The sequence below is a fragment of the Clostridium amylolyticum genome, from assembly GCF_900142075.1.
In the GTDB taxonomy this organism is placed as follows: domain Bacteria; phylum Bacillota; class Clostridia; order Clostridiales; family Clostridiaceae; genus Clostridium_AA; species Clostridium_AA amylolyticum.
Genome location: NZ_FQZO01000004.1, coordinates 216,116 through 240,733 on the forward strand (window position 1 = coordinate 216,116; position 24,618 = coordinate 240,733).

General features: G+C 31.6%; 27 protein-coding genes. 10 read left to right on the forward strand and 17 right to left on the reverse strand.

Annotated features, from left to right (window positions below):
- Positions 1-125: 125 nt before the first annotated feature.
- From sufC to BUA82_RS10990, 6 genes are read left to right on the forward strand one after another with little or no spacing between them, the layout of a single operon-like run.
- Positions 126-878: a Fe-S cluster assembly ATPase SufC gene (sufC, locus tag BUA82_RS10965; RefSeq protein WP_073007809.1), complete on the forward strand. Its 753-nt coding sequence runs from the start codon at positions 126-128 to the stop codon at positions 876-878.
- A 15-nt stretch (positions 879-893) separates the two neighbouring features.
- Complete coding sequence (gene sufB / locus BUA82_RS10970; protein WP_073007812.1) at positions 894-2,303, forward strand: Fe-S cluster assembly protein SufB; 1,410 nt, start codon at positions 894-896, stop codon at positions 2,301-2,303.
- Positions 2,304-2,315: 12 nt separating this feature from the next.
- A complete protein-coding gene (gene sufD, locus BUA82_RS10975; RefSeq protein ID WP_073007815.1) occupies positions 2,316-3,422 on the forward strand; it encodes a Fe-S cluster assembly protein SufD in 1,107 nt (368 codons plus the stop codon).
- The gene (locus BUA82_RS10980) at positions 3,415-4,656 is read left to right on the forward strand and encodes a cysteine desulfurase (protein WP_073007819.1); all 1,242 of its coding nucleotides are present in this window, start codon (positions 3,415-3,417) and stop codon (positions 4,654-4,656) included. The genes sufD and BUA82_RS10980 overlap by 8 nt, the downstream gene beginning before the upstream one ends.
- Positions 4,646-5,071, forward strand: coding sequence for a Fe-S cluster assembly sulfur transfer protein SufU (gene sufU, locus BUA82_RS10985; RefSeq protein WP_073007822.1), 426 nt, complete (start codon positions 4,646-4,648; stop codon positions 5,069-5,071). The genes BUA82_RS10980 and sufU overlap by 11 nt, the downstream gene beginning before the upstream one ends.
- A gap of 12 nt (positions 5,072-5,083) precedes the next feature.
- Complete coding sequence (locus tag BUA82_RS10990) at positions 5,084-5,242, forward strand: rubredoxin (protein WP_073007826.1); 159 nt, start codon at positions 5,084-5,086, stop codon at positions 5,240-5,242.
- A gap of 191 nt (positions 5,243-5,433) precedes the next feature.
- Here the strand turns inward: BUA82_RS10990 and BUA82_RS10995 are convergent, their stop codons facing one another.
- The 10 genes from BUA82_RS10995 to BUA82_RS11040 form a co-directional block, all read right to left on the reverse strand.
- Positions 5,434-5,697, reverse strand: a complete 264-nt coding sequence (locus BUA82_RS10995) for a hypothetical protein (RefSeq protein WP_073007829.1) — start codon at positions 5,695-5,697, stop codon at positions 5,434-5,436.
- A gap of 122 nt (positions 5,698-5,819) precedes the next feature.
- Positions 5,820-6,131, reverse strand: a complete 312-nt coding sequence (locus tag BUA82_RS11000) for a hypothetical protein (RefSeq protein WP_073007831.1) — start codon at positions 6,129-6,131, stop codon at positions 5,820-5,822.
- A gap of 78 nt (positions 6,132-6,209) precedes the next feature.
- Positions 6,210-7,112 (reverse strand): N-acetylglucosamine kinase, encoded by a 903-nt coding sequence (locus BUA82_RS11005; protein WP_073007833.1) that lies wholly within the window; start codon positions 7,110-7,112, stop codon positions 6,210-6,212.
- A 128-nt stretch (positions 7,113-7,240) separates the two neighbouring features.
- Positions 7,241-8,329: a DUF871 domain-containing protein gene (locus BUA82_RS11010; RefSeq protein WP_073007835.1), complete on the reverse strand. Its 1,089-nt coding sequence runs from the start codon at positions 8,327-8,329 to the stop codon at positions 7,241-7,243.
- 13 nt (positions 8,330-8,342) lie between these two features.
- Positions 8,343-11,009 carry a sigma-54-dependent transcriptional regulator gene (locus BUA82_RS11015; protein WP_083599901.1) on the reverse strand — a complete coding sequence of 889 codons (2,667 nt, stop codon included), beginning with the start codon at positions 11,007-11,009 and terminating at the stop codon, positions 8,343-8,345.
- Positions 11,010-11,022: 13 nt separating this feature from the next.
- Positions 11,023-11,319, reverse strand: coding sequence for a hypothetical protein (locus BUA82_RS11020; RefSeq protein WP_073007838.1), 297 nt, complete (start codon positions 11,317-11,319; stop codon positions 11,023-11,025).
- 6 nt (positions 11,320-11,325) lie between these two features.
- Positions 11,326-11,634, reverse strand: coding sequence for a PTS sugar transporter subunit IIA (locus BUA82_RS11025; protein ID WP_073007840.1), 309 nt, complete (start codon positions 11,632-11,634; stop codon positions 11,326-11,328).
- 26 nt (positions 11,635-11,660) lie between these two features.
- The gene (locus BUA82_RS11030) at positions 11,661-12,971 is read right to left on the reverse strand and encodes a 6-phospho-beta-glucosidase (protein WP_073007842.1); all 1,311 of its coding nucleotides are present in this window, start codon (positions 12,969-12,971) and stop codon (positions 11,661-11,663) included.
- A gap of 98 nt (positions 12,972-13,069) precedes the next feature.
- Complete coding sequence (locus tag BUA82_RS11035) at positions 13,070-14,392, reverse strand: PTS sugar transporter subunit IIC (RefSeq protein WP_073007844.1); 1,323 nt, start codon at positions 14,390-14,392, stop codon at positions 13,070-13,072.
- A gap of 111 nt (positions 14,393-14,503) precedes the next feature.
- On the reverse strand, positions 14,504-14,812 hold the full coding sequence (locus BUA82_RS11040; RefSeq protein WP_073007846.1) for a PTS sugar transporter subunit IIB: 309 nt from the start codon (positions 14,810-14,812) through the stop codon (positions 14,504-14,506).
- A gap of 336 nt (positions 14,813-15,148) precedes the next feature.
- Here BUA82_RS11040 and BUA82_RS11045 point away from each other — a divergent pair, with 336 nt between their 5' ends.
- Positions 15,149-15,427 carry a hypothetical protein gene (locus tag BUA82_RS11045; RefSeq protein ID WP_073007848.1) on the forward strand — a complete coding sequence of 93 codons (279 nt, stop codon included), beginning with the start codon at positions 15,149-15,151 and terminating at the stop codon, positions 15,425-15,427.
- Positions 15,428-15,535: 108 nt separating this feature from the next.
- Here the strand turns inward: BUA82_RS11045 and BUA82_RS11050 are convergent, their stop codons facing one another.
- The 4 genes from BUA82_RS11050 to BUA82_RS11065 form a co-directional block, all read right to left on the reverse strand.
- Positions 15,536-16,117 (reverse strand): hypothetical protein, encoded by a 582-nt coding sequence (locus BUA82_RS11050; RefSeq protein WP_073007851.1) that lies wholly within the window; start codon positions 16,115-16,117, stop codon positions 15,536-15,538.
- A gap of 53 nt (positions 16,118-16,170) precedes the next feature.
- Positions 16,171-17,358 carry a metallophosphoesterase gene (locus BUA82_RS11055; protein WP_083599902.1) on the reverse strand — a complete coding sequence of 396 codons (1,188 nt, stop codon included), beginning with the start codon at positions 17,356-17,358 and terminating at the stop codon, positions 16,171-16,173.
- A gap of 165 nt (positions 17,359-17,523) precedes the next feature.
- Positions 17,524-18,108: a ferritin-like domain-containing protein gene (locus BUA82_RS11060; RefSeq protein ID WP_073007853.1), complete on the reverse strand. Its 585-nt coding sequence runs from the start codon at positions 18,106-18,108 to the stop codon at positions 17,524-17,526.
- Between the two features lie 68 nt (positions 18,109-18,176).
- The gene (locus tag BUA82_RS11065; protein WP_073007856.1) at positions 18,177-19,562 is read right to left on the reverse strand and encodes an MATE family efflux transporter; all 1,386 of its coding nucleotides are present in this window, start codon (positions 19,560-19,562) and stop codon (positions 18,177-18,179) included.
- Positions 19,563-19,963: 401 nt separating this feature from the next.
- Between BUA82_RS11065 and BUA82_RS11070 the strand changes: the two genes are divergently transcribed.
- Together BUA82_RS11070 and BUA82_RS11075 are read left to right on the forward strand one after the other, a co-directional pair.
- Positions 19,964-20,239, forward strand: a complete 276-nt coding sequence (locus BUA82_RS11070) for an acylphosphatase (RefSeq protein WP_073007859.1) — start codon at positions 19,964-19,966, stop codon at positions 20,237-20,239.
- A gap of 135 nt (positions 20,240-20,374) precedes the next feature.
- A complete protein-coding gene (locus tag BUA82_RS11075) occupies positions 20,375-21,676 on the forward strand; it encodes an NCS2 family permease (protein WP_073007863.1) in 1,302 nt (433 codons plus the stop codon).
- A gap of 49 nt (positions 21,677-21,725) precedes the next feature.
- On the opposite strand, the gene BUA82_RS11080 is transcribed toward BUA82_RS11075, so the two are convergent.
- Positions 21,726-22,193 carry a flavodoxin family protein gene (locus BUA82_RS11080; RefSeq protein WP_073007866.1) on the reverse strand — a complete coding sequence of 156 codons (468 nt, stop codon included), beginning with the start codon at positions 22,191-22,193 and terminating at the stop codon, positions 21,726-21,728.
- 214 nt (positions 22,194-22,407) lie between these two features.
- On the opposite strand from BUA82_RS11080, the gene BUA82_RS11085 reads away from it, so the two are divergent.
- Positions 22,408-23,304, forward strand: a complete 897-nt coding sequence (locus BUA82_RS11085) for an MBL fold metallo-hydrolase (RefSeq protein ID WP_073007870.1) — start codon at positions 22,408-22,410, stop codon at positions 23,302-23,304.
- Here BUA82_RS11085 and BUA82_RS11090 read toward each other — a convergent pair.
- Positions 23,258-23,641 carry a DUF5658 family protein gene (locus BUA82_RS11090; RefSeq protein ID WP_073007873.1) on the reverse strand — a complete coding sequence of 128 codons (384 nt, stop codon included), beginning with the start codon at positions 23,639-23,641 and terminating at the stop codon, positions 23,258-23,260. The two genes, BUA82_RS11085 and BUA82_RS11090, sit on opposite strands and share 47 nt — an antisense overlap.
- 144 nt (positions 23,642-23,785) lie before the next feature.
- The gene (locus BUA82_RS11095; RefSeq protein ID WP_073007876.1) at positions 23,786-24,574 is read right to left on the reverse strand and encodes a nitroreductase family protein; all 789 of its coding nucleotides are present in this window, start codon (positions 24,572-24,574) and stop codon (positions 23,786-23,788) included.
- Positions 24,575-24,618 lie beyond the last annotated feature (44 nt).

The window sequence follows — 24,618 nt, forward strand, 5'->3', positions numbered from 1 at the left end:
ACTTTTCCTAATTTACTAACAAATAATAATTATCAATAATAATTGACTAATTAATATAGCTTTGCTAAAATGTAAATGTAAAGTAGAGTTATTTACTCGGAATTAAAAAGCAAGGAGTGACACTTATGTCAGATTTATTATTAGAAATTAAAAACCTGCATACAGCAGTTGATGAAAAGGAAATTTTAAAAGGATTAGATTTAGACGTTAATAAAGGTGAAATACATGTTATTATGGGACCTAACGGCGGTGGAAAGTCCACATTAGCTAATATTATAATGGGCCATCCTAAATATGCTATAACTGAAGGTTCTATTAATTTTGAAGGTGAAAATATTAACGAGTTAAAAGCCAATGAAAGAGCCCAAAAAGGAATATTTTTATCCTTCCAATACCCTGAAGAAGTAGAAGGTATAACTGTAGAAAATTTTCTAAGAAGTTCGAAAAGTGCTCTAACTGGTGAAAATATTGGCTTTATGAGCTTTAAAAAGCTTCTTAGAGAAAAAATGCAAATGCTTCACATCAAAGAGGAATATGCTTCTAGATATTTAAATGTAGGCTTCTCCGGTGGTGAAAAGAAAAAAAATGAAATTCTTCAAATGGCAGTGCTTAATCCTAAACTATCTATATTAGATGAAACAGATTCAGGATTAGATGTAGATGCTGTTAAAATTGTAGCTGAAGGAGTTAAAGTATTTAAAAATAGTGAAAATGCACTTATTATTATCACACACAATAATAAGATACTAGAATACTTAGAACCGGATTTTGTCCATGTTTTAATAAACGGAAAAATAGTTAAAACTGGTAAGAGCGAGCTTGCTAAAGAAATTAACGAAAATGGTTATGAAGAGTTCAAAGCTGAACTTATATCCTAAGGCGGTGGTTAAATAATGGAATCAAGAGAAAAAACACATATAGAGGACCTGGATAGAGGTATATATGATGTAATAAATGAAGACATATATACTTTTAAAGCAGATAAAGGCCTTACTAAAGAGGTTATTTTAGAAATATCAAAAGAAAAAAATGAGCCTGAATGGATGACAGATTTTAGGTTAAAATCTTTAGAAATATACAATAATTTAAGTCTTCCTACCTGGGGACCTGATCTTTCTGAATTAGATATGAATAATATAGTTACCTATGTTAAGCCTAATACAGATATGAAGTCTTCTTGGGAAGATATTCCTGAAGATATTAAAAACACCTTTGAACTTCTTGGTATACCTCAAGCAGAAAGAGACTCTCTAGCGGGAGTTGGAGCTCAATATGACTCTGAAGTGGTATATCACAGTATTCGTGAAGATTTGGTTAAACAAGGTGTAATCTACACTGATATGGAAACTGCTGTTAGAGAATACGAAGACATAGTAAAAAAATACTTTATGAAGGTGGTTCCTCCTAGCGATCATAAGTTTGCAGCCCTTCACGGTGCGGTATGGTCTGGTGGTTCCTTTGTATACGTACCTGAAGGTGTTACTGTGGATATCCCCCTTCAATCTTATTTTAGATTAAACTCCCCAGGTGCTGGTCAATTTGAGCATACCTTAATAATAGTAGAAAAAGGAGCAAAACTTCACTTTATAGAAGGTTGTTCCGCTCCTAAATATAGTGTAACAAATCTTCATGCGGGTTGCGTAGAGTTAAATGTTAAAGAAGATGCTACATTAAGATATTCTACCATTGAGAACTGGTCAAAGAATATGCTTAATTTAAATACAAAAAGAGCAACTATAGATAAAAATGGAACTATTGAGTGGGTTTCTGGTTCCTTTGGTTCTAAAATTTCTATGCTATACCCTATGAGTATACTTAAAGGAGAAGGGGCAAAATCAGAATTTACAGGTATTACTTTTGCTGGCAAGGGGCAAGTTTTAGATACTGGCTCTAAGGTTATACATGCAGCTCCATATACTTCTTCCACCGTTCATTCTAAATCCATATGTAAAGACGGTGGTGTAGCAAACTATAGAGGTGTAGTAAAGGTAACAGCTAATGCTCATCATTCTAAGTCCACTGTGGCTTGTGAGTCCTTGATGTTAGATAATCTTTCTAAATCAGATACTATCCCAGTTATTAATTTAAATAACGATGAAGTAGATATCGGACATGAAGCTAAAATTGGGAGAATTAGCGACGAAGCTATATTTTATCTTATGAGCAGAGGAATTAGTGAAGAAGAGGCAAAAGCCATGATTGTAAGAGGCTTTGTAGAACCAATTTCTAAAGAGCTTCCTCTAGAATATGCTGTGGAAATGAATAATCTTATAAAAATCGAATTAAAAGGTACTATAGGATAGGAGGTGGAAGATATGCAGCAATCAATGTTTAATAATATAAATAAAATTCCTGTAAGAACTTATAGATGGCTACAAGTTAATGATATAACCCTAAAGGATGTAGATGTTCCAGAAATAAAACCATATAATAAAGATTATCTACCTTCTTCCCCTACTTCAGATATTACCATACAATCATTAGTTAATAATGTAAAGTTTATTAATACTAATAAGGAATATCAATATGGTGTGGGAGAATCTCTTAGCTCCATGGCAGAGACCGACAATAACTGTGGTATGGTAATACAAAGTTCTAAAGGAGTTCAAATATCAGAGCCTATAGTAGCAGAGTTTAAAGCTGATGAAGATAATAAAGCTATAATAGATAGGAATATTATTATTGCAGAAGAAAACAGTTCTTTTACAGTAATACTCCAATATAAATCAGAAAATGACATATCTGCTTTTCATAACGGAGTTACTAAGATTTATGCAAAACCAGGTTCAAAAGTTAATGTTATTAAAATTCAAACATTAAATGATAATTCAAATCATTTTGATGCTTCCCTGGCTGTGGTTGAAGGAAATGCAGAAGTAAATGTCGTTTCTATAGAACTAGGTGGGAAAAATAGCATTACTAGCAGTCACTCTTATTTAGTGGGTGATAACTCCTTGGCTCACGCTGATACCATGTACTTTGGCAGTGGTAAAAGATATATTGATATGAATTACGTTATGAGCCATATAGGAAGAAGAGCTAAAGGCAATATATTGGCAAAAGGTGTACTTTTAGATGAATGCGAAAAAATATTTAGAGGCACCATAGACTTTAAAAAAGGTTCTGTTCGTTCTAAAGGTAGGGAAGAAGAATATGCTATGCTTCTAAGTCCAAAAGCTAAAAGCGATGCTGTTCCCCTACTTCTATGTGATGAAGATGATGTAGAGGGTGAACACGCCGCTAGTGCAGGAAGAATAGACGAGTCAAAGTTATTTTATCTTATGAGCAGAGGTTTTAGTGAAAAAGAAGCAAAGAGAATATTTATAGAAGCTTCCTTTGCACCTATATTAGATAAAATTCCTGTAGAGGATTTAAGGGAAACTATTAAGCTAGACATAAAGAGGCGCCTTGAAAATGAATAAGGATTTTGATGTTTTAAAATATATTAAAGATTTCCCAGTATTAAATAAAGAAGTCAATGGAAAGAGGCTTGTATATTTAGATAGTGCTGCCACAGCACAAAAGCCTCTTTCTGTAATTAATGCTATTAAAAATTACTATGAAAACATCAATGCTAACCCTCACAGAGGGGCATATTTTTTAAGCACTGCTAGTACGGAAGCTCATGATAATGCTAGAAAAACCATAAAAGAGTTTTTAAATGCTAAATACTCAGAAGAAATAATATTCACTAAAGGTGCTACAGAAAGTTTTAATATTATAGCTCAGAGCTATGGTATGAATTTCATAAATGCTAATGATGAAATAGTTATTTCTATTTCAGAACATCATAGTAATTTGATTCCTTGGCAACAAGTTGCTAAAGCTAAGGGAGCAGTTCTAAAATATCTTTATTTAGATGAAAATGGTGAAATACCTATAAGTGAAATAGAAGAAAAGATAACCTCTAAAACAAAACTCGTATCTATTACTCAAATGTCTAATGCTTTAGGTACTATATTACCAGTTAAAGAAATAATTAAAAGGGCTCATGAAGTTGGTGCAGTTGCCTGCGTAGATGCGGCTCAAAGCATAGCTCACATGGCTGTAGACGTACAAGACTTAGATGCAGACTTTTTAGTGTTTTCAGGACACAAGATAATGTCACCTATGGGTATAGGAGTTTTATATGGTAAAAAACATCTCCTTAATAAAATGACTCCCTTTCTTTTTGGTGGAGATATGGTAGAATATGTTTATGAGCAAGATACCACTTACGCAGAACTTCCATACAAATTTGAAGGTGGAACACAAAATGTTGAAGCTGCCATTGGCTTGCAGGAGGCCATTAAATATATTAATCATGTGGGTATAGATAATATAGAAAATCATGTGCAGCAGCTATTAGAATATGCTCATGAAAAGCTTAGCCAGCTAGAGGTGGTTACCATTTATGGCCCTAAAGAACTTCATAAAAAAGGAGGAGTAATATCTTTTAACATTAAAGATGTTCATCCTCATGATGTATCTACTATTTTAGATTCTTATGGTGTAGCTATACGTTCTGGAAATCATTGTGCTCAGCCTTTAATGAGATACATGAATATCAATTCCACCTGTAGAGCTAGTTTTTATCTATATAATACTAAAGAAGATGTAGATATATTTATTGATAGTATTAAAAATGTTAGGAGGTGGCTAGGATATGGATCTTAATTCTATCTATACCGAGCTCATTATGGAACATAACTCTTCAGAAAGAAATAGAAGGCACTTGTGTCATGCAGATGTTATAGAGAAAGGTCATAATCCAAGCTGTGGGGACGAAATTGCTTTAGAAGTGGAATTTGACGGAGAGGTAATTAAAGATGCAGCCTTTACAGGTATTGGTTGTGCTATTTCACAAGCCTCCACCTCCATGATGATAGACCTTATTAAAGGGAAAACAAAATCAGAAGCCTTAGTGTTAGTAGAAACTTTCTTAGGTATGATTAAACGAGAATTAACAAATGAAGAAGAATTAGAAAAATTAGGAGATGCTATAGTTTTAAAAAACATTTCTAATATGCCTGCAAGAGTAAAATGCGCGGTATTAGCATGGCATACCCTTAAAGAAAGTATAAATAATTAAAGGTGAAAATTCATGAAAAAATATGTTTGTGTTGAATGTGGATATATATATGACCCATCTATAGGTGACCCCACTTTTGGTATCCCCTCTGGAACTTCCTTTGAGGATTTGCCTGAGGATTGGTACTGCCCTATCTGCGGAGAAACAAAAGAATGCTTTGAGATAATTTAAAATTGAGAATTGAGAATGAAGGATATTTTTCTGAAAAAACATCAGAAAAATTACGAATATATTTTCAAAACAAAAAACTCCTTAGGGAGTTTTTTGTTTTGTATTAGTTTAAGGAAACTCCGGCAGGAGTTTCATCCTTAATTTTAAATTTTGAATTTTAAATTTTAAATTCTCAATTAATTAGTTCTTTTTCACTTAATTTTAACCGCTCTGTAAACGTTATATGCTGCAGAACAAATAAATATAAAGCTTAACACGAAAAAAACGGCCTTATATATGTATATAGTATTTGAAGGAACCGATTTTGCAATTTCTATGTTTAATATTTTTATCCTCGTCCCATTACCGTCTATAACAGTAATACCATTTAGGTCAGAGAAGGATTTAAACATTATATATGAAAGTACAAAAAAAACTATAGATAATAATATATTAGGTATTGATTTTACTTTCATGTTCTCTCCTTCCATCAAGAAAATTATGACTAATTTATAAATTTATTCTATCACATTGTAAATAATATTTAAATAGTAAGTATTATAATATAAATAAAAGTAGTATGGATAAACCCATACTACTAATTTTGCTTATAAGTAAGAGGTACATATACATACTGAAGAAATAAACTTATTATAATTCCTAGATAGTATATTGGTATAAATATAAATAAGTTTTTTGTCAAATATGAAGCTACCATGGATATAACTAGTGATATTAATATGGGTATATCCATTAAATATGATTTCTTTTCCACGGGATAAATTTCTTTTCCACATTCTTTACAAACTAATGGATTATGCTTGCTCATCCATTGCCTTCTCCATAAAGAAATAGTGTTTTTTCTACAGTATGGGCATGTTGATTTATAGCCTATTTTTTCTCTTTCCATAGAGAATCCCCCTAAATAAACTTGTTATATAAATATACTATAGAAACATTATATACCTTATTAAAAAAACTTCAATATTTATTTTTGTGCTTTTTTCTTATGATATATATAGTATGCCCCCATAGCAGGTGAGGTATCTTCCCTTACTATATTAAAGCTTTGTAACCTCTGAGATAACTCCTCTTCAAAAGCTTCACTAACTATATTACACTTCTTTAAAACACTTCCTACTATCCCTATATTAACCCCTTCATCTAGCTCTAGCTTTTTACAAACCTCCCAAGTGGTAATGGCTAAATCTCTCCCTGCCTTCTTTAATATGTCAATAGCTATGTTATCTCCTGCCTCTGCACAATTTACCACCACAGTGGCTAAGGATGCTATATCCGCTTTGGATTTAGAATATACAAAGCCCTTAATATCTTGAGCTGTGCTTAATGAAAGCTGAGATAATATGCTTTTAGAAATAAAGTCTAAAGAAAAGCCTTCATCATCTCTCCTGGACATATGCTTAATAGCTGCCATGGATATGTAGTATCCCGAGCCTTCATCCCCTATGAGATGACCCCATCCACCTGCTCTAGCTTTATTATTATTACTTATTCCATAACAAATGGAGCCTGTACCTGCAATAGTTAATATACCATCTTCTCCTTTTAATAAAGCAGCTAATGCTATATCTGCGTCATTCATTGCTTCAACTTCTACATTAAAACATTCTTTTAGTTTTTCCGTTACTATTTCCTTATTTTTGCCGCTTTCAATTCCTGCTAATCCTAAAGCTATAAACAAGCATTCATCTTCCTTTAATTTAGCCACACATTCCCCTATGGTAGTTACTATATTATTTAAAGCTTCCTGAATATTTACTGATAAATTCCCATAACCACCTTGGGTCCTATATAATTCCTTTCCTGAAAGATCATAAGCTACTACTTCTGTTTTAGTCCCCCCACCATCTACTCCAATTATATACTCCATAATTTCCCTCCTAAAATTATTTTTCCATGACTAATAAATATAATAATTAAATACAATTCTGTAAAACGCATATTTTATATAAAGCCAGCATTTAAATGCTGGCTTTATATTAGTTACTGTTAGCTCTATTATTTATTATTTTTAAAAGCAAACTTTTCCCAAGGCTCTAGATAATCTAATAGCATAATTTCTTCTTCTCTAATTCTTCCTACCACATTGGTCTTTCCTGAATTCTCCATATCCTTTATGGCAATTTGTAATTCACCTGCATATTGCATGTATAAGTTATTTTCTATTAGTATGTCTCCTCTTTTAATATCCCTGGTGTTAAAAGGCTGAAAATCATATCCCTTATACTTAACTCTACTTTGGGTACTTCTAATAAGGTAATCGGAAACATCCCCTCTATAAAAATGCTTCTCATCAAAGATAATAGTTTTTTGTAGTTCCTCTACCCCTTCATATAACTCCACATTAAAAGTCATAAGATTAGCATTTACTTCTGATAAGGCTTTTAATTCCTCTTCTGAAGCATAACAGTTTGAAATTATAACATCATCAATTAATCCTGTAGCAAAAAGATGTTTTGCTTGAACATCTATAGGAAGATTTCTATGCATTTCCAATGTAGGCAAACCTTCCATAATAGGCCAAGGACCAAACTCCGCATTATTTGAAGAAACGAAAGCTGCAGTTCTTAACCCATGAGCTTTGAATTGCTCACTGCTTTTAATAAAGTGTTCATAGGATAATCCTGCATATCTATGAGGATAGAAATTGTGACAACCTATTAAATTTTCTTTATTAGGTTTGTAAGTCATTATGTTATCTAAATACTTTGTTACATTGCTCATGTTTACTTCTATTTTAAGATTATAAGGATTAAAAGTCATAGTTGACTCTTCACTTCCTGTAAAGCCCATATCTAGCCTTATGCCATGAGCTCCTAAATTGTGAAAAAAGGATAAGTCATTATAGCTTATACCTAACTCATTAAATATTCTGGGGCTAACGTCAGCTATAACCTCCATCCCCTTAGAGCTTGCATGTTGTATAGCATCCTTAAAGGATTGTAATATTTTATCTTTGTCTCCATCCACAGAAAGCAAACAAGTAAACACTCTTTTAAAACCGTATTTAGAAGCTAAATCAATGTACTCTTTATCTTTTTCTGGGGAAGAGTGCATAGGATAAAGTGAAATCCCTAATTTATTCATATTGTCACCTCTATTATTCATTTAGTAGTATTTCTATTAAATTACATATATCATGGTCATTGTATTTTATAATTAATTTTTTTTCTATAGTTTTAAGCTCAAGGCTTAAGCTTTCATAAATTTCAAAGTTTCGTGAAAGAACAGTATTTATATTTTCACATTTTGGAGTTTCTTCTTTACTTATAATTTTTTCTGTTAAACATCCTAAATGCATTAATATACCATTAGTCTTCTCCACATCAAAATGAAGCCCAAACTTATAACTTATTTTTTCAAGAATAGTGAAAAAATCATTTAATATCTCCTTACCTCTTGGAAGTTCCAAATGTTCTTTATACACTATTTCCATATTTTTAAATAGCTCTTGGTTTTCTTTTTCCGTAGGAGCATAATCCTTCAAAAACTCATCCAATGGATAGTATTTTATCCCAGGTATATCCACCTTAAATGCACTAATAACACATAATACATTAGACTTCTTTTTAATACCTTTTATAGTATCCATAAATTTTTTTCTATCTTTAATGGATAAGTTAATAACCTTGTACTCATCTTCTGGATATTTTTTATAAATCAATTCCTTTAACTTTTCCGCTGTACCATGTCCAGTGGAACAAGCCGTTATTATCACATTATCTTTTTTTATATTCAATTCATCATTACACTTACCTAGATATCTACTTTCCAAATCTACAGATTCCGATATTTCCTCTAGGCTTTGATTTATAAGAGCCTTTCTTGTAGCTTCAATTACCATGGGAGTGCTTACCATATCAATGGCTATAGTCCTTATTCCCGTATCTTCTTCAATTACTTGACCAAAGAACTTTAAGGATCCCATGTCTACAAGAATTAACGCACCTTTACCTTCATCATATTTTCTTACCAATTCCTTAATTTTATCTAAGCCTTCTTCCGGCTTCATGGAGAGAGGAAGATCAAAAGCCTTGGCATGCTTGGTATTTAATAGCTGATTTGCTACATCTGCCATAGAAGTAGCTGTACTATTTCCATGCATAGCTACTATAACTGCAACTCTGCCTTCCTTATCCTGTATATCCGCTGCAAAGAACATAGTTATAAAGCCTATTTCATCCATAGGTATATCTATGTTATATTTTTCTTCCACTTTTTCAGCTAGTAGCATGGCAACCTTAAATTCCTTTGAATATTGCTTTCTTATAGTGGTTAGCTTAGGGTTTTCTATAAGCTTCCCTTCTTTTGCTCTAATCAAAAAAGTATCTAAATGTATCAATAGCCCAAGAAAAGTATTTTTAGAAAGCTTTCTTTCTAGCTTAAATTCAGCTAAATGCATAAAGGCTTTTAAAAAATCATAAAGATCATTATTAATAATAAGCTTTATTTCGTCTTCCTGTTCCCTAGGTTCTAAATTATTTAGGTATCTACTTATATAGGTTTCTATTTCTTCAGAGATTTTAAGTGTTATAGATTTACTGTCTATCCCTGTTTCTTGGAGGTATTTAGTTCTATCTTCTATGAAATCATAGATATTATTGGACAAATCGTATTTGTCCCCTTCACCGTTATCGTAACCAGTAGTTAAATTGGAATCTATATTAAAACTATAATCTTCAGCCTTTACTTTCTTTGAAATAAGTAATCCTTTTTTAACCTCTTCATTAAAATCCTCTGTACGAATGTAAACATCTTCTCCATCCACCATGCTTCTTAAAAAAGCCTTAGCACAAGCTATTTGGATGTCACTTTTTAATTGTCCTATATTATTTAGGCATTCATAATTTAAAAGAGCTGTTAAAGCTTGACTCTCTATTTCAATACCCTTATGAATTCTATTGGATTCCTCCTCAAGAAAGTTTTTAATAAGATGAAGTCTTTCATCAGTGCTTCTTTCTCTAAGTGGAGGCAATGAAATAGTAACAGGAATTCTTCTTTTGAAAGTTCGTAATAATGTGGAATCGGTATTTTCAGTAGTGGCACATATTATCATAACGGAGATAGTAACTTCCTTTGTGCTACCCAAGGGAACATAATAGCCATTGTCTATAAGTGTAAATAGCATTTCTTGACCCTCTGGAGGCAGCCTATGGATTTCATCTAAAAATAATATTCCATCTCTACTCTTCTCAATAATACCTTCTCTATCTTCATGAGCACCGGTGTAAGCACCTTTTTTTACCCCAAAAAGATGAGATATTAGAAGTTGTGGGTTATTAGCATAGTCTGCGCAATTAAATACCGCAAACCTGCTTTCGTCTTTTACCCTATTTATGTCTAGAGCATATTTAAACATACACTTTGCAAAAAAAGATTTTCCCACACCTGTTTCTCCTACAATAAGGGTATGAAGCCCTTTAGGTGGATAGACAATAGCAGCCTTAGCTAAGGATATAGGATGTTTTAAACTACTATCTTTCCCAGTAAGGCTGTTAAAAAAGTCATTATCTGTCTCTACTATCCTTGCGAAATCCTCATTATCTTCCTGCTTTGGTTTATCAAGAGTAAAATAAAGCACTGGTCTTCCTTGTTTTTTGCTCACCCTTCCCATATTAACAAGCTTAGTTAATTCCCTAACCACATTAGGTCTTTTCATATCTAATAACTTTGCGAGCTCTCCAGCACTAATTCCAATGCTTTCATTTTTAACACTTTGTTTTTCACATATCTTAAGTAAAGTTTTGTACACATGCTCATGTTTCAAAACTATATCACCATCACTTATTTTTCTTTTTAGTATCGAACTTAGCAACCCCTTTTATCTCGTTGTTCTCCACCATTTGCCTGGTTATTTCAAAAAACATTATACACATAAAAGAGAATATAATCAAAAGTATAGTCCATGCCCAAATAGGTAATTCTTTAAATATTAATAAGGGTATGAGGATTACAAAAGGTGAAGAAAATCCAATGATCCATCTATTCACCTTATATCTTTTAGTTATTTCCTTGGTTAAATACACTGAGCCTAAAAGAAATAGTATGGTTATTACGATGTACAACATTTTATACATAATGCATTACTCCCTTTTAAATTCCTTACACATACCTACCATTTGCTCTATAAGTGATTTTTCAGCTATAGCTGTCATAAGCTGGTCCTGAGCATGTACCATTAACAAGCTCATCTTTAAATCCTCTCCATTTATTTCAGCTTGGATCAACTTAGTTTGAGTATTATGTGCTATATCTAATTCTTCTTGAGCTTTTTCTAATAATTCATCTGCTTTTTCAAAGTCACCTTCTCTAGCAGCCTTTAATGATTCATAAGCATATCCTCTAGCATCTCCACCATGGGATATAATTTCAAAAATTTCTGCTTCTAACATTACAAGTCCCTCCGTATATACCTTAATTATTTAAATTGTGGTAGGTAAGATTTATTTATTTCTATTAACTCATTTACAATTTCTACAGCTGTTGCTGCTGAAGGCACTAAAGGATGGGATGCTAAAGCTAATATAGCTTTACTTTTATCTCCCTTTACCGCAGCTTCTACCGCATTAACTTCATAGGATTTTACACTTTGTAAAAGTCCTAAAACCTCTGCTGGCAATTTATCTATATTTAAAGGTGTTGCTCCTCTTCTATCTATTAAACAGTTTGTTTCAATAACACTATTATTAGGTAACTCTTTAATAGTTCCATTATTAACTGTATTTACGGTGTGTATTTCTTTTTTATCATTGTAAATAGCACTTATTAAGGAAACCGCAGCATCGGAATAATAAGCACCGCCTCTTTTTTCTAATTCCTTGGGTTTATCTTTTAGATTTACATCTTTATATAATTCAAAAAGTTTTTCTTCTACACCCTTAACCACTTCTGCTCTAGTACCCTGTCCACCTTCTCTTGCTGCTTCTTTTTCTTCTTCTAACAGTTTATCTGTCATATAGAAGTATCTGTGATAAGGACATGGTATCATATTTAAGGCCCTTAAAAATTCAGCATTCCATTTTAAATCAGTAATATTTTTCATGCTTAAACTTGCACCATCTAAAAGCTTATCTATAACTTGAGATGTAACATCTTCGCCCTTTAAATAAACTTTTCTACCCCAAACTAAATGGTTAAGCCCTGTGAATTCCACAAATATATCCTGGCTGTCAGCATCTAACATAGAAGCTATATCCATCTTCATATGAATGGGTACATTACAAAGTCCCAAGCACTTAATATCAGTATACTTTCTAACCGCCTCAGTTACTAGCCCTGATGGGTTAGTAAAGTTTATAAGCCAAGCATCTTTACATAGTTCTTCCATATCTTTGCATATATCAAGCATAACAGGTATAGTTCTTAAGCCTTTAGCAAAGCCTCCTGGACCAGTGGTCTCTTGACCTAGGACATTATATTTAAGAGGAAATCTTTCATCTTTAGCCCTGGCATCTAAACCTCCCACTCTAAACTGTGTAACTACAAAATCTGCATCCTTCAATGCTTCTCTTCTATCTAAAGTAAGATTTATATTTATATCTAACCCAGCCTTTTCTACCATTCTTTTTGCTAGGCTTCCAACTATATTAAGTTTTTCCTGACCTTCTTTAATGTCTACTAGATGTATTTCTTTCACTGGAAGCTCATCTTTTCTAACTATAAATCCTTCGATAATCTCAGGGGTATAGGAACTTCCTCCTCCAATTATTGCTATTTTAAGTCCTGCCATTATTATGTCCTCCTTCCATAATTAGTTGGTTTTGTCTTCTAAAACTAAGTGGCACTATTCAGTGCCACTTATAATTTGTTATTTATTGTTAATTAAACTTAAATGCTTTCTGAAGTAGCAAGTTCAGCATTAGCTCTTTCTTCTGCTATCATCTTCTTTTCATAAACCTTGAAGAATGGATAGTATATTAAAGTGGTTATGGCGATATTAATAAGAACTAATATTACTACTCTCCAATCTCCACCCGTAGCCATAAATGCTCCTATAGGTGCTGGAAGAGTCCATGGAGCTAATATATAGAACTTCCCAACTAAGTTAAGTTGAACTGCAAAGTAAGATATAATACTAGTAACAGTTGGTCCAATTACAAATGGTATTGCTAGTATTGGGTTCATTACCAGTGGAACACCAAATATCATGGGTTCATTAATGTTAAATATACCTGGAACTAAGGAGAACCTACCAACTCTCTTAAGATATTCAGATTTAGAGAATACCATAAGTAGACAAAGTCCTATAGTAGCACCAGATCCACCAATCCATATTAACCATTGGAAGAAAGGTTCTGGAGCTATGTTTGGCATTGCTTGCCCTGCTGCCACAGCTTTCATGTTTTCATCAAGAAGAACCAGCCATATAGGTCTTATAACAGAACCTATAACTGAAACCCCGTGAATACCAGCAGACCATAGTAATGTTATAAGAAGTACTGGAACCACAACACCAGCAAGGTTATTACCCATAACGTTTTTAACTGGTGAGAATAATGATAATAATCTAGCATTTATGTCAAACTTAAGTAGTACTCTGATTACCCAAACTACAGTTATAATTACCGCTGCAGGTATTAAAGCTTCAAAGGATCTTGCAACAGAATCCGGCACCTGCTCTGGCATTTTAAAAGTAACATTATATTTTTTAAGAAGTCTTAGTGTCTCTACCGCAAATATCATAGCAAGTATTGCTGTGAACATACCAGCACCGCCTAGGTTACCCATAGGTAGTACCCATCCCATAGGAGCTGCTCCCTTTACGCCAGCTTTAACAGCTTCGTTCATTACAGCATCTACGTTTAATGGAACAGTCGCCATTAAGAAGGCAACTAGTGAAAGAACCCCTCCACTTACTCCGTCTAGTTTATAGGATTTAGCTAAGCTATATCCCATACCGTAGGCTGCGTATAATGCCATAAGACCTGTAGTGAGTCTAAATGGTATCATTATATCCCCCACATATGGTTTTACTGCATCAGCCAGTGGTTTGTATGGTGGCTGGGCAATAATTAAGAAAAATGAACCTACAATAATTAATGATAATGTAGATATAACTCCGTCTCTTATAGCTCTTAAGTGTCTTTGCTCAGAAAGACGAGCCATTGGTGGCATGAATTTTTCTTCAAGCCAAAGTAAAAATGCGTTCATGAGTATCCCCCTTTAAAATAATATTATGTTATTAAAAATAATAATAACCAAACTAAAAAATAATAAATATTAAAAATAAAATATTAATTAATAAAGCTACAAATTAAGAAGCTATTTTGCATGCTTTTTAATTTGATCTAACACTTTAGGTGCACCTATTGGTGTATATCCCATAGGAACTATAAGTTCTACTGGCACTCCTACAGCGCTGGCCTGCTCCTCAAACACCTTAAACCTATGCTTAACCTGTGGAGCAACTATAGCAAGATCATACTTTTCAGCTCTTAATTCATCCTCAAACTCTCCAGTTCCCACTGCTTTAATCTCTAGTGGAAAACCTTTTTTATCAGCTTCCTGCTTTATAGCCTTAACTACTATAGCAGATGACATACCACCAGAACATACCATTAAAACTTTCATATGTTATTCCTCCTTTTCTTTATATATATTTATTAAGCAATATGCGTGCCAACTTCTGAAAACCTCATGCACATAACGTTTTCAATGATAGTGTATCTTTAGATACACTACGATACACTTTTATTTACATATATTATGATACACTATTTTTTCTGCCGATACACTAAGTTAACAACTAATTAACACTTGCTTAACCCTTTGTTTCTTAAATGCTAAACATGTAGTTATACATGTAATTAACAATATTCTCTAACCAGCATACTATATATTGGTTATTTGGAATATATAAATGCAATTAAGAATATTGTTAAAGTAGATTTAAAAAGGAGGACTTTCATGAGCGATTTGGATTCATTACTTTTAGAGGAAGCAAAGAAAGCCATTATAGAATTGGATTCTTTAAATAAACCTCTTTACAGTACAACTATTTTTGAAGAGATTAGCGGCGTGCCCTATGAGCCGTGTTTTTCTACTAACAACATAGGATTTACTACCTTTCTAACTACCCACCAAAAAGAATTAGGAATAGAATTTATCAGCCTAGTTAATATAAATTGCCAAAACTTCAATACTCTTACTGTAGAGTGGAGAATTTCTAATCTAAGAAAGCAATAAAAAAAGCATTGCCTGACCATATCTGTGTCATGCAATGCTTTTTTTATAATTTTACCTATAAAGTGATTCTTAGCTTCAGATGGATTAATCTTCTAAACTAAAAATAACTTAATTAATAAAAACAAAATCATCTATAACTTTTTCTGTTTTTCTGTTATCATACATAAGCTCTTCTGTGATATTTAAATTATTTTCATCATATAACCTCATAAAGGTTATTCCATCAATAATTTCGGAACCTATTAAAGGCCATACTTTAAGAAAATATCTTTCTCCTCTAGTACTCATAACTATAGTTTTTTTATTCACTTCTGTTTCTATGTGGCTTATAAAACAATTTTCATTATCTCCAGCAGCCACCACGTACTTACCGCTATCAGTAGTTATGATTCTAGAGAAACATTTAGTATCTCCATAATTAATCCAATCCAACTTTAATTTGCCGTTAAAGCCCTTAATATAAACAGCCATGCCAAACTCTCCACCATATACGAAAGATACTATTCGAGCATTATCTACATATCTAAAAGATAATAAGGAAATTTTTGCACTATCTATTAGGATGTGAGATTCTATATCTTTCAATATATTGTAGCTGTTGTCTTGAATTATATAATCAGTATTTTTACTTAAAAAATGTATAAAGAAAATAAATGCCACAAACAAGGTTGCCATTAATATATTATTCATATAAACACACCTCCAAGCTAATTATAACACTTTTAACTTAATATATTAATATATTAGTTAGGGAGTTTAAAATTTAATTTAATATTTACAATTTCTGATCTAGAGCCTATTCTTATGGGTGGCCCCCAAGTTCCATAACCTGAAGAAACCACTATATTTAAGTCTTTCTTCTTTAGATATCCATAATCAATTTCATATATTTTACTAGTTATTAAATTATTAGGTATCATCTGTCCTCTATGAGTATGCCCACAAAGCATCAAATCTGCCTGTATGTTATTAGCTTCTTCAATATCTTTTGGTGTATGATCAATTACTATAAATGGTAGGCTATAATCTGTATCTTTTATTATTTCCTCTAGGGGTTTCCTAGTACCTTTTACTCTGTTTATGGATATATCATCTCTTCCTACAATATAAAAACTTTCATTAACTAATAAAGCCTTATCTCTTAACACTTGGACATTTCCCTCTTCTTCTAGAGCCTGGGTAATCTCATCACCCTTTCCCATCATAAGATCATGATTGCCTAAAGCCGCATAAACTCCATACTTGCTATATATATTTTTAAATTCCTTTGCCATGTATTTATCTAAGAAAGGCTTTATAGAGCTATCTACAATATCCCCTGCTATTATTACCACGTCAGGATTTAACTCATTAATTTCTGACACCATCTTTTTAAGCCTTTTATTTTCAATAAGATCTCCTAGATGTATATCAGAAACCATAACTATATTTAAGCTAGATAGACCTCCTGCATTTTTATTTACATTAATATTATAGTTTTTCACATAAGAATTCTTAGCATTAAAAGAACCTAAAGAGATTAAAAGTACCATTATAACAGCAGTGACCAAAGAAATTACTACGCTTAAATTACTATAATTCATTATAATATTAGGAATAAAGTGTATTCTTTTATTAAATAACTTTACCAAATCTAACAATGAAAAAAATATTAAAAGGTAAAATATTACTGCCATATAGTATACTCCAATAATGTTAAATGCATTCGTAATCCTAGAAGGCATATAAGGGTCTAATATTTTAGCTGCCACATAAGATAGGGCTATTATCCAAAAAACTATCCAAAAAATAGTTGTATTTATATTAAAAACATGATTTATCCTTTGAATAGTTCTTTTCCCAATATAGTAATTTATAATAAAATAAATGCTGCTAGCAATTATTATAAATGCTAGCATACCAAAATTTATTTTTAATCCTTTGCTACTCATTTAAGAATTCCTCCACAGTTAACAAATTATTTTATTTACATAGATATTATTAAGATACAATCATTACTCACATTATAGTTTTAGTATAAAGAAAAATAAAGGGTATAATCCTTCTATAATAAGCATTATAACCCTTTATTAATAACTTATTAACATGTTTAACTTTTAATCTTTATGCTTTTTGCTTTTTGACGCCTTATTTTTTTCTTCTTCTTTTTTCTTTTCTTTCATTAGATATTTATTATACATATTTTGAAAAAGCTTTAAGTGTAACTTTTCATCTATAATTATCCTATCTAAGAGTTTTCTTATGTATTTATCTCCTATCATCTCTAAATGTTTATTATAATTCTCTATAGCTTCAGACTCTGCTCTTATATCCGCTCTTAGCATATCCAATATGTTATCTGAATAATCTACATGGGAAGCCTTCCAGTATTCCCACTCATTACAGCTACAAGATATAAATGCAGGTTTTCTGCCTAAAAGCTTTATGGTTTCTCCCAAAAGCTCTAAATGCTTCATTTCTACTATAGAAATACCACCTATAAGCTCTGCATAATCCTTGTATTCTTTATCACTTACTATATGCTGAAATGAATATAAAGAAACCGCTGTAAATTCGCTTACCATTCCCGCATAATCCTGTAGAAGTAAATTAGCATAAAACACATTTTCACATTCAACCTTTGGTTCTGGATAAGGTTTACTATCCATATATTTTGTGTGTTTTGATATATCTCCAGGCATAAAAAACTCCTCACAACATATTCACTATACATTATATGCTGTGAGGGTAAAATAAATTACATTTATAATTATATCTCTAATGAAGCTCCTTTAGTATCTCTTCCCATGAGTTTATCTTTTTTTATAAGATAGATGAATATTGCAGTAAGTATTACTCCCTTAAATACGCTGCTCATACTTATGCTCCACCATATTCCATTAAGTCCCAAAGAGGTTTTACTAGATAATAAATCTGCTGCTGGCACTCTTAATCCTGTAAATATTATACTTACTACTGAAGGGAATAAAGTTTTTCCTAAACCATTAAATGCCCCTGTAGTAGTGATTTCTATGCACATAAATAGCTGTGAATATCCTAATATTTTCAAATATTCCGCACCAATAATAGTTGCTTTTGCATCATTAGGTATAAATAATTTAAAAATATCTCCACCTAAGAACACTAATAGTAAGGTAGAAAATACACCTATCACCATAGCCATAATCATGGTATATATGTATCCTTTTACTATTCTGTTTTTATTGCCCGCTCCATAATTTTGACCTATAAAAGCACTTAAAGCTGTAGAAAGACCACCTGCAGTCATCCAAGAAATAGCTTCAATTTGAGATCCTATCTTTTGAACTCCAATAGGCTCTGCTCCCCAGGTAGCTATTATCCTTGCAATTAACATGGCAAACACCGTAAATAAACCATTTTGAAAGGAAACTGGTATCCCAAGTCTTATAATAGATTTAGCATAATCCATATTCATCCTTTCAAAGAGGCTAAATTTAAAGTACTCTTCTTTTGATTTAAGTATGGTGATGATAAAACAAGCAGTAACTAAAAACTGAGCTAATATAGTAGCTATGGCTGCTCCCTCTACCCCCATAGGCTTAAAGGGTCCTATTCCAAATATTAAAATAGGATCAAAAACTATATTAAAAACCAAACCTAATGTGTTAATTTTTAATGGAGTACTGGAATCTCCAGCTCCATTAAATATAGCTGTAAAAACGGGATTAATAAAATAAAACATAAGTCCTAAGCAAATTATCATAAGATAACTTTCTGCCATGTTTATAACTCTCATATCTCCTAAATTAAAAAATCCAATAAGCTGTTTTCTAAATATAAAGATAATTATGGAATAAGAAATAGAGAGTATCAAGTTAATTTGAATACTTGTGGCGATATAATGCTTAACTGAATGTACATCTTTCCTTCCTAAATTTTGAGCGACTTTAACTTCTGCTCCCACCTTGGATATAATTATAAAAGCCATAGCTAGCCAAGTAAAGAATCCTGCAGTTCCCACTGCTGCTACTTCTTTAGTTCCTACTTGTCCAATCCAAAACATATCTGTTATGTTATAAGCCGTTTGCAAAAATGATGTTCCCATAATAGGTAATGCTAATTTTAAAAGACTTTTTGCAATACTGCCCTTAGTCAAATCTAATTTATTACTCAAGCAAAACACTCTCCTTTTGTCATCAAGTGATTCTTAGCTTCAGGTGGAATCTCTTAAAAGGAATACCTACTCCAGCTGAAGTTTAGAAGAAAATTTATAAGGAACCTTCTTCTTTCCACCTAAAGCTTTTAAAAATTAGAGGAAGACGCTTTAGGTGCTACGAAGAAGTAAGCAGATTTGGAGCATCTGCTTATGGAGCTTAGCACCCCTTATCCTACCAATTAAAGAAGTTGGAGTATTAGGGGCGGTTAGCTATCGGATAACAAATTTAAGTATATGGGTATTATAAAGTAAAATCAATACACTTTTTATAAATCTTTAACATAGAACAGAGTATTATTCTGCTATAATGTTAATTATCAAATCATACTAATACTTTTATAAATTAAAAAGGAGGATTTATGAAAAGATATCATATGATAGTTAAAGGAAGAGTCCAAGGTGTGGGCTTTAGATATCATGCTAAATATGCAGCTGCAAAAACTAATATTACTGGATGGGCTAAAAATTTGGATAACGGAGATGTGGAAATCGAAGCACAAGGAGAAGATGAGCTTTTAGAAGCCTTCATAAAGCTTTTAGAAAAAGGCAATGGTTTCTCTAAGGTAACCTCTATTTTCAAAACTGACATTACATTAATTCCAAAGGAAAGATCCTTTAATGCTGTTTATTATTAAGTATAAAAATTTGAAAACTTCAAATCATATGAAATATACAAATTTTATTTTACCTATTATAACTTCTCTGATAGAATAGTATCTGCACTAAGTTTTTAGTGAGGGTGGGAGAGGGGCTTCGCAAAGGATGAGACGATGAATAATAAACTAATTGATTTTTTTGATTTTAATTTACATGATACTAATATGAAGAAAGAGTTCATGGCTGGACTAACCACTTTTTTTGCAGTTGTTTATATAATAGCAGTTAATTCTTCCATACTAGCAGATTCAGGAATGCCCCGTGAGGCTACTGTAATTTCTACCATACTAGCTTCTAGTTTGGGGTGTATCATTATAGCCTTTTACTCTAATACCCCACTGGTTATGATTCCAGGTATGGGGGTAAATGCTATGTTTACATATACTATAGTGAATAATTTAGGTCTTAGTTGGCAAAGTGCCTTAGGAACTGTTATGATGGCTGGTATTATATTTGCCATCACAGCCTTTACACCTTTAGGAAACATTTTAAAAGAAGCTATTCCAGATTCACTTAAAGATTCTATAAGTGTGGGTATAGGACTTCTTCTTACAGTATTAGGACTTCAAAAAAGCGGACTTATTGTGTTAAGCCCTACTTCTTTCGGTGCACTAGGCAAGCTTTCTAGTTTTAATGTGCAAATGTCTATATTAATACTTATAATAGCAATAATACTCTTTGCAAAAAATGTACCAGGTAACTTTTTAATTACTATAGTTGTAGGAACCTTATTGAGCATATTAACAGGTATTAATAGTGTGGACTCTTCCCAAGGCTTTAAGTTTTCTTTAGGAAATTACAGTTCAATTTTTATGAAATTAAGCTTTAAGGATATATTAACAGTACCTTTTTGGGTGGGTTCATTATCCTTAGCAATGGTTTTAATATTCAGTAACATAGGAGTAATAAATGCTTATGTAAACGGAATGCTTAAATCCCCTGAGAAATATGATAAAAGCTTTAAAGCTAATGCGTTATCAGCTTTAAGCTGTGGACTACTAGGAACAAGCCCTACGGTTACCTCTGCTGAAAGTGCCGCTGGTATAGCAGCAGGTGGTAAAACTGGTTTTACTTCACTAACCACAGCAGTGTTATTTCTATTATCCATACCCTTTATCCCCTTTATAAAATTGATACCAGATAACGCAGTAGCTCCTATATTCATAATAATTGGCTATTTAATGCTTCAAAATATATCAGCTATAAACTTTAAAGATGTTACAGAAGGGATTCCTGCCTTCTTAACCATAGCTGTGATACCTTTTTCCTCTGATATAGTAAATGGTATGGCCTTCGGCTTTATAGCCTACCCCATATTAAAGTTATTTTCCGGAAAAAAATCTCAAGTAAAACCAGCATTATATGTAATAGCATTATTGTTTTGTATATATTTCATATTAAAAGCTAAGTTTTAACTACAAAGAAATAGTGAAGTTTGCATAGCAAGCTTCACTATTTTATGCTCTAATGTGAAAATTTTAGAATGTCCAGTACATTGATACTGTTATTATCTATGTCCTTTTTCTTATATTCTACTTGAAAAATAGGCTCTTTATGAAGCATAGCTTTTATTTCATCTTCTGCTGCTTTATAAGAACTGCTGTTGTGAGTAACAATAATTCCATAATCATTTATCTTATCACTATACTTTTGTAAATAAGTTCTTACAGGACTACTTATATTACCAACCCATAAAGGTGTAATAATAATGGTTATATTATAATTTTGTGGATTATATTTAGCTTTATTTATGGTGCAGGTACTCTTTTTTATTCCTTGCCATGCTGATTTAATATACCCTGATATACCCTTTCTTTTTTCTTTCTCATTTATTTTTTCTACCATACATTTATAGTGCTTATTTAGCTCTAAAGCTACCTTTTCACTTCTTCCAGTTCTAGTAAAGTAAACTACTAGTATATTATCCTTCATCTCATTTCACCCATTTTAAAAATTATAAATATCAGCTTGAAATTTCTAGTTAATTTTATCATAGCATTTGTTCAATGTATATTAATATTAATTATTATTAACATTATTTTAGTAAAACTTTGATACTCAATATAGGCTATTTAATGGTTTTTATTATATACTTGTGCTATAAAATCTTAAATTATATAATCTAATGGTAAGGCAGGTGTTAATAATGGACTTAATAAAAGTAAAAGGTAATTCTTATTACATACAGGCGCCTACTAGTATAGGTGTATACACATTTAAAAATAAAAACTGCATGATGGTGGATACTGGTAACAATAATACTTCAGCAAAAAAAATTGAAGATGCCTTAATTCAAAACAATCTTCACCCCAAATATATTTTTAATACTCATGGTCATTTGGATCACTGTGGAGGAAATAACTATTTTAATGACAATTATCCAGGTATAATTACTTATAGTACTTTTAAAGAAAAATTATTTATGGAAAATAACGATTTAATGCCTTATGCTCAATTTGGCTCTTTTCCTGCTAGAGAAATAAAAAAAAGTTCAAAAAGTATAAAGGTAGATTATGTAGTAGAATATGGTATAAACAAAATAAATGACGAAAAATTAGAATTTATGCCTTTGCCAGGACATTCCATAGAACAGGCAGCTATGATTACCCCTGATAAAGTATGCTATTTAGGAGATGCTATTTTTAGCCATTCAACCTTGATGAAGTATCCTTTACCTTACTACTACAATATATTGGAAGTCTTAAATTCTTTAGATAAAATTAAAGAAATAGACTGTGATTACTTTGTGGTAAGTCATGGTGATAAACTATATAATAAAACTGAGATTCTTGAACTATGCAATGTGAATATAAATAATATACATAAATATATTAATGACATATCAGAAGTCCTATCTCAGCCTCTATCTAAAGAGGAAGTTTTAGAAAATATAGCTGTACTTAATGATATTAATATGAATTTTCAGGAATATTATATAAATCTATCTGCTATATCAGCATTTATTGCCTTTCTTTATAATAATGGCACTTTGAATTTTAGTATAGAAAATGGAAAGTTATATTACTATACAAAGGAAAAATAAAATACAATATTACTCCAGTGATATGTATAACATTTATAAGAAGATATAATGTTATAACTGGCAGTAAAATTTTATTAGATATTATTAAGAGATTAATGGAAGACTTTTTCACTCTATTATATACTACTGATAATAATAATAAAGGAAGGAGGATTTTTACAATAATCATCTTAAAATTACTATAGGCTATTTTATTCATAACAGGATTTACTTCCAAGAAAACTCCTGTTTTTAATAAGGTTCTAGTAAAAACAGCATCTGTAAAATTTAAAAGATATAATAATACAAATCTTTTTCTTAAAGCAAAAATAGCATTAATCTTAATACTTTCTTCCATGAATAATTTCTCCTTTTATAAACTACAATTTATTAAAACCTAATATATTATGTGTTTTAAAATGTAAATTATTCATCAATTATCCATCATAATATTATTAAAAGAGCACATACCTTATATTAGTATGTGCTCTTAATTATTTGACTATTTAACTTTTATAGTGATAACGTATTGAAGGCCTTTTCTCTTTGGCAAGTCTTGATTTATAAATTCTACTTTAAAGCCCTTATATTCACACATTAATTTAAGATGGCATAATGCGATACCCATATCTAATTTACTAAAGTGAGCTAAATTTCGTGTTATTATGTTTCCCTCAGTAACATAGGCATGAATTTCACTATGATCTTTATAGAATCTCCAGGGTTGAAAATTTACAGCAGAAGGAGCACGTCTAACCCCTTGAAAAATTTCTTCCCAAGTATCATTAAGAGTCCCTAAAGCTATATATTCTAATTCCTTCCTCTTATGACCGCTGCTTAATTCTATGTTAAAGATATTACTATCTTCTGGATAGCCAAAGGCTATGAGTACAACCGGCTTCTGATTTTCTGGTATTTCTACTATACCATTTAACAGCTCTTTTTTAATGGCCCCTCCTATCCAGCAAGTTCCTAATCCCATATGGGTAAGGTCTAACACTAATTTTTCAAAAGCAAAACCTATATTTTCGTGAAATCCTTCTTTCTCTTCTGAAGTTACCACTATATAGTGAGGGGCTTCTATCTTTCCGTAGCTACCAATAATACCTTTGCTAATCTTTTGAATTTCTACGCCATTTTCTACTAAAAGTCCCTGCATTTTTATTTCTTTATACAGAGGAGTTACATTTTTAATTAGCTCTTTTATCTCTAAGAGCCTTTCTTTTTCTATAGGTTCGCCTTTATACTTTCTTATAGACTTTCTTTTATATATAATATTTTTAATATTCATATCTATTTTCCTTTCCAAATATTTATATAACTCAATTATAAGTC

Bases quoted from the DNA above. Each gene is read 5' to 3' on its own strand.
- sufC (WP_073007809.1), top strand. From the start codon at position 126: ATGTCAGATTTATTATTAGAAATTAAAAACCTGCATACAGCAGTTGAT.
- sufB (WP_073007812.1), top strand. From the start codon at position 894: ATGGAATCAAGAGAAAAAACACATATAGAGGACCTGGATAGAGGTATA.
- sufD (WP_073007815.1), top strand. From the start codon at position 2,316: ATGCAGCAATCAATGTTTAATAATATAAATAAAATTCCTGTAAGAACT.
- BUA82_RS10980 (WP_073007819.1), top strand. From the start codon at position 3,415: ATGAATAAGGATTTTGATGTTTTAAAATATATTAAAGATTTCCCAGTA.
- sufU (WP_073007822.1), top strand. From the start codon at position 4,646: ATGGATCTTAATTCTATCTATACCGAGCTCATTATGGAACATAACTCT.
- BUA82_RS10990 (WP_073007826.1), top strand. From the start codon at position 5,084: ATGAAAAAATATGTTTGTGTTGAATGTGGATATATATATGACCCATCT.
- BUA82_RS10995 (WP_073007829.1), bottom strand. From the start codon at position 5,697: ATGAAAGTAAAATCAATACCTAATATATTATTATCTATAGTTTTTTTT.
- BUA82_RS11000 (WP_073007831.1), bottom strand. From the start codon at position 6,131: ATGGAAAGAGAAAAAATAGGCTATAAATCAACATGCCCATACTGTAGA.
- BUA82_RS11005 (WP_073007833.1), bottom strand. From the start codon at position 7,112: ATGGAGTATATAATTGGAGTAGATGGTGGGGGGACTAAAACAGAAGTA.
- BUA82_RS11010 (WP_073007835.1), bottom strand. From the start codon at position 8,329: ATGAATAAATTAGGGATTTCACTTTATCCTATGCACTCTTCCCCAGAA.
- BUA82_RS11020 (WP_073007838.1), bottom strand. From the start codon at position 11,319: ATGTATAAAATGTTGTACATCGTAATAACCATACTATTTCTTTTAGGC.
- BUA82_RS11025 (WP_073007840.1), bottom strand. From the start codon at position 11,634: ATGTTAGAAGCAGAAATTTTTGAAATTATATCCCATGGTGGAGATGCT.
- BUA82_RS11030 (WP_073007842.1), bottom strand. From the start codon at position 12,971: ATGGCAGGACTTAAAATAGCAATAATTGGAGGAGGAAGTTCCTATACC.
- BUA82_RS11035 (WP_073007844.1), bottom strand. From the start codon at position 14,392: ATGAACGCATTTTTACTTTGGCTTGAAGAAAAATTCATGCCACCAATG.
- BUA82_RS11040 (WP_073007846.1), bottom strand. From the start codon at position 14,812: ATGAAAGTTTTAATGGTATGTTCTGGTGGTATGTCATCTGCTATAGTA.
- BUA82_RS11045 (WP_073007848.1), top strand. From the start codon at position 15,149: ATGAGCGATTTGGATTCATTACTTTTAGAGGAAGCAAAGAAAGCCATT.
- BUA82_RS11050 (WP_073007851.1), bottom strand. From the start codon at position 16,117: ATGAATAATATATTAATGGCAACCTTGTTTGTGGCATTTATTTTCTTT.
- BUA82_RS11055 (WP_083599902.1), bottom strand. From the start codon at position 17,358: ATGAGTAGCAAAGGATTAAAAATAAATTTTGGTATGCTAGCATTTATA.
- BUA82_RS11060 (WP_073007853.1), bottom strand. From the start codon at position 18,108: ATGCCTGGAGATATATCAAAACACACAAAATATATGGATAGTAAACCT.
- BUA82_RS11070 (WP_073007859.1), top strand. From the start codon at position 19,964: ATGAAAAGATATCATATGATAGTTAAAGGAAGAGTCCAAGGTGTGGGC.
- BUA82_RS11075 (WP_073007863.1), top strand. From the start codon at position 20,375: ATGAATAATAAACTAATTGATTTTTTTGATTTTAATTTACATGATACT.
- BUA82_RS11080 (WP_073007866.1), bottom strand. From the start codon at position 22,193: ATGAAGGATAATATACTAGTAGTTTACTTTACTAGAACTGGAAGAAGT.
- BUA82_RS11085 (WP_073007870.1), top strand. From the start codon at position 22,408: ATGGACTTAATAAAAGTAAAAGGTAATTCTTATTACATACAGGCGCCT.
- BUA82_RS11090 (WP_073007873.1), bottom strand. From the start codon at position 23,641: ATGGAAGAAAGTATTAAGATTAATGCTATTTTTGCTTTAAGAAAAAGA.
- BUA82_RS11095 (WP_073007876.1), bottom strand. From the start codon at position 24,574: ATGAATATTAAAAATATTATATATAAAAGAAAGTCTATAAGAAAGTAT.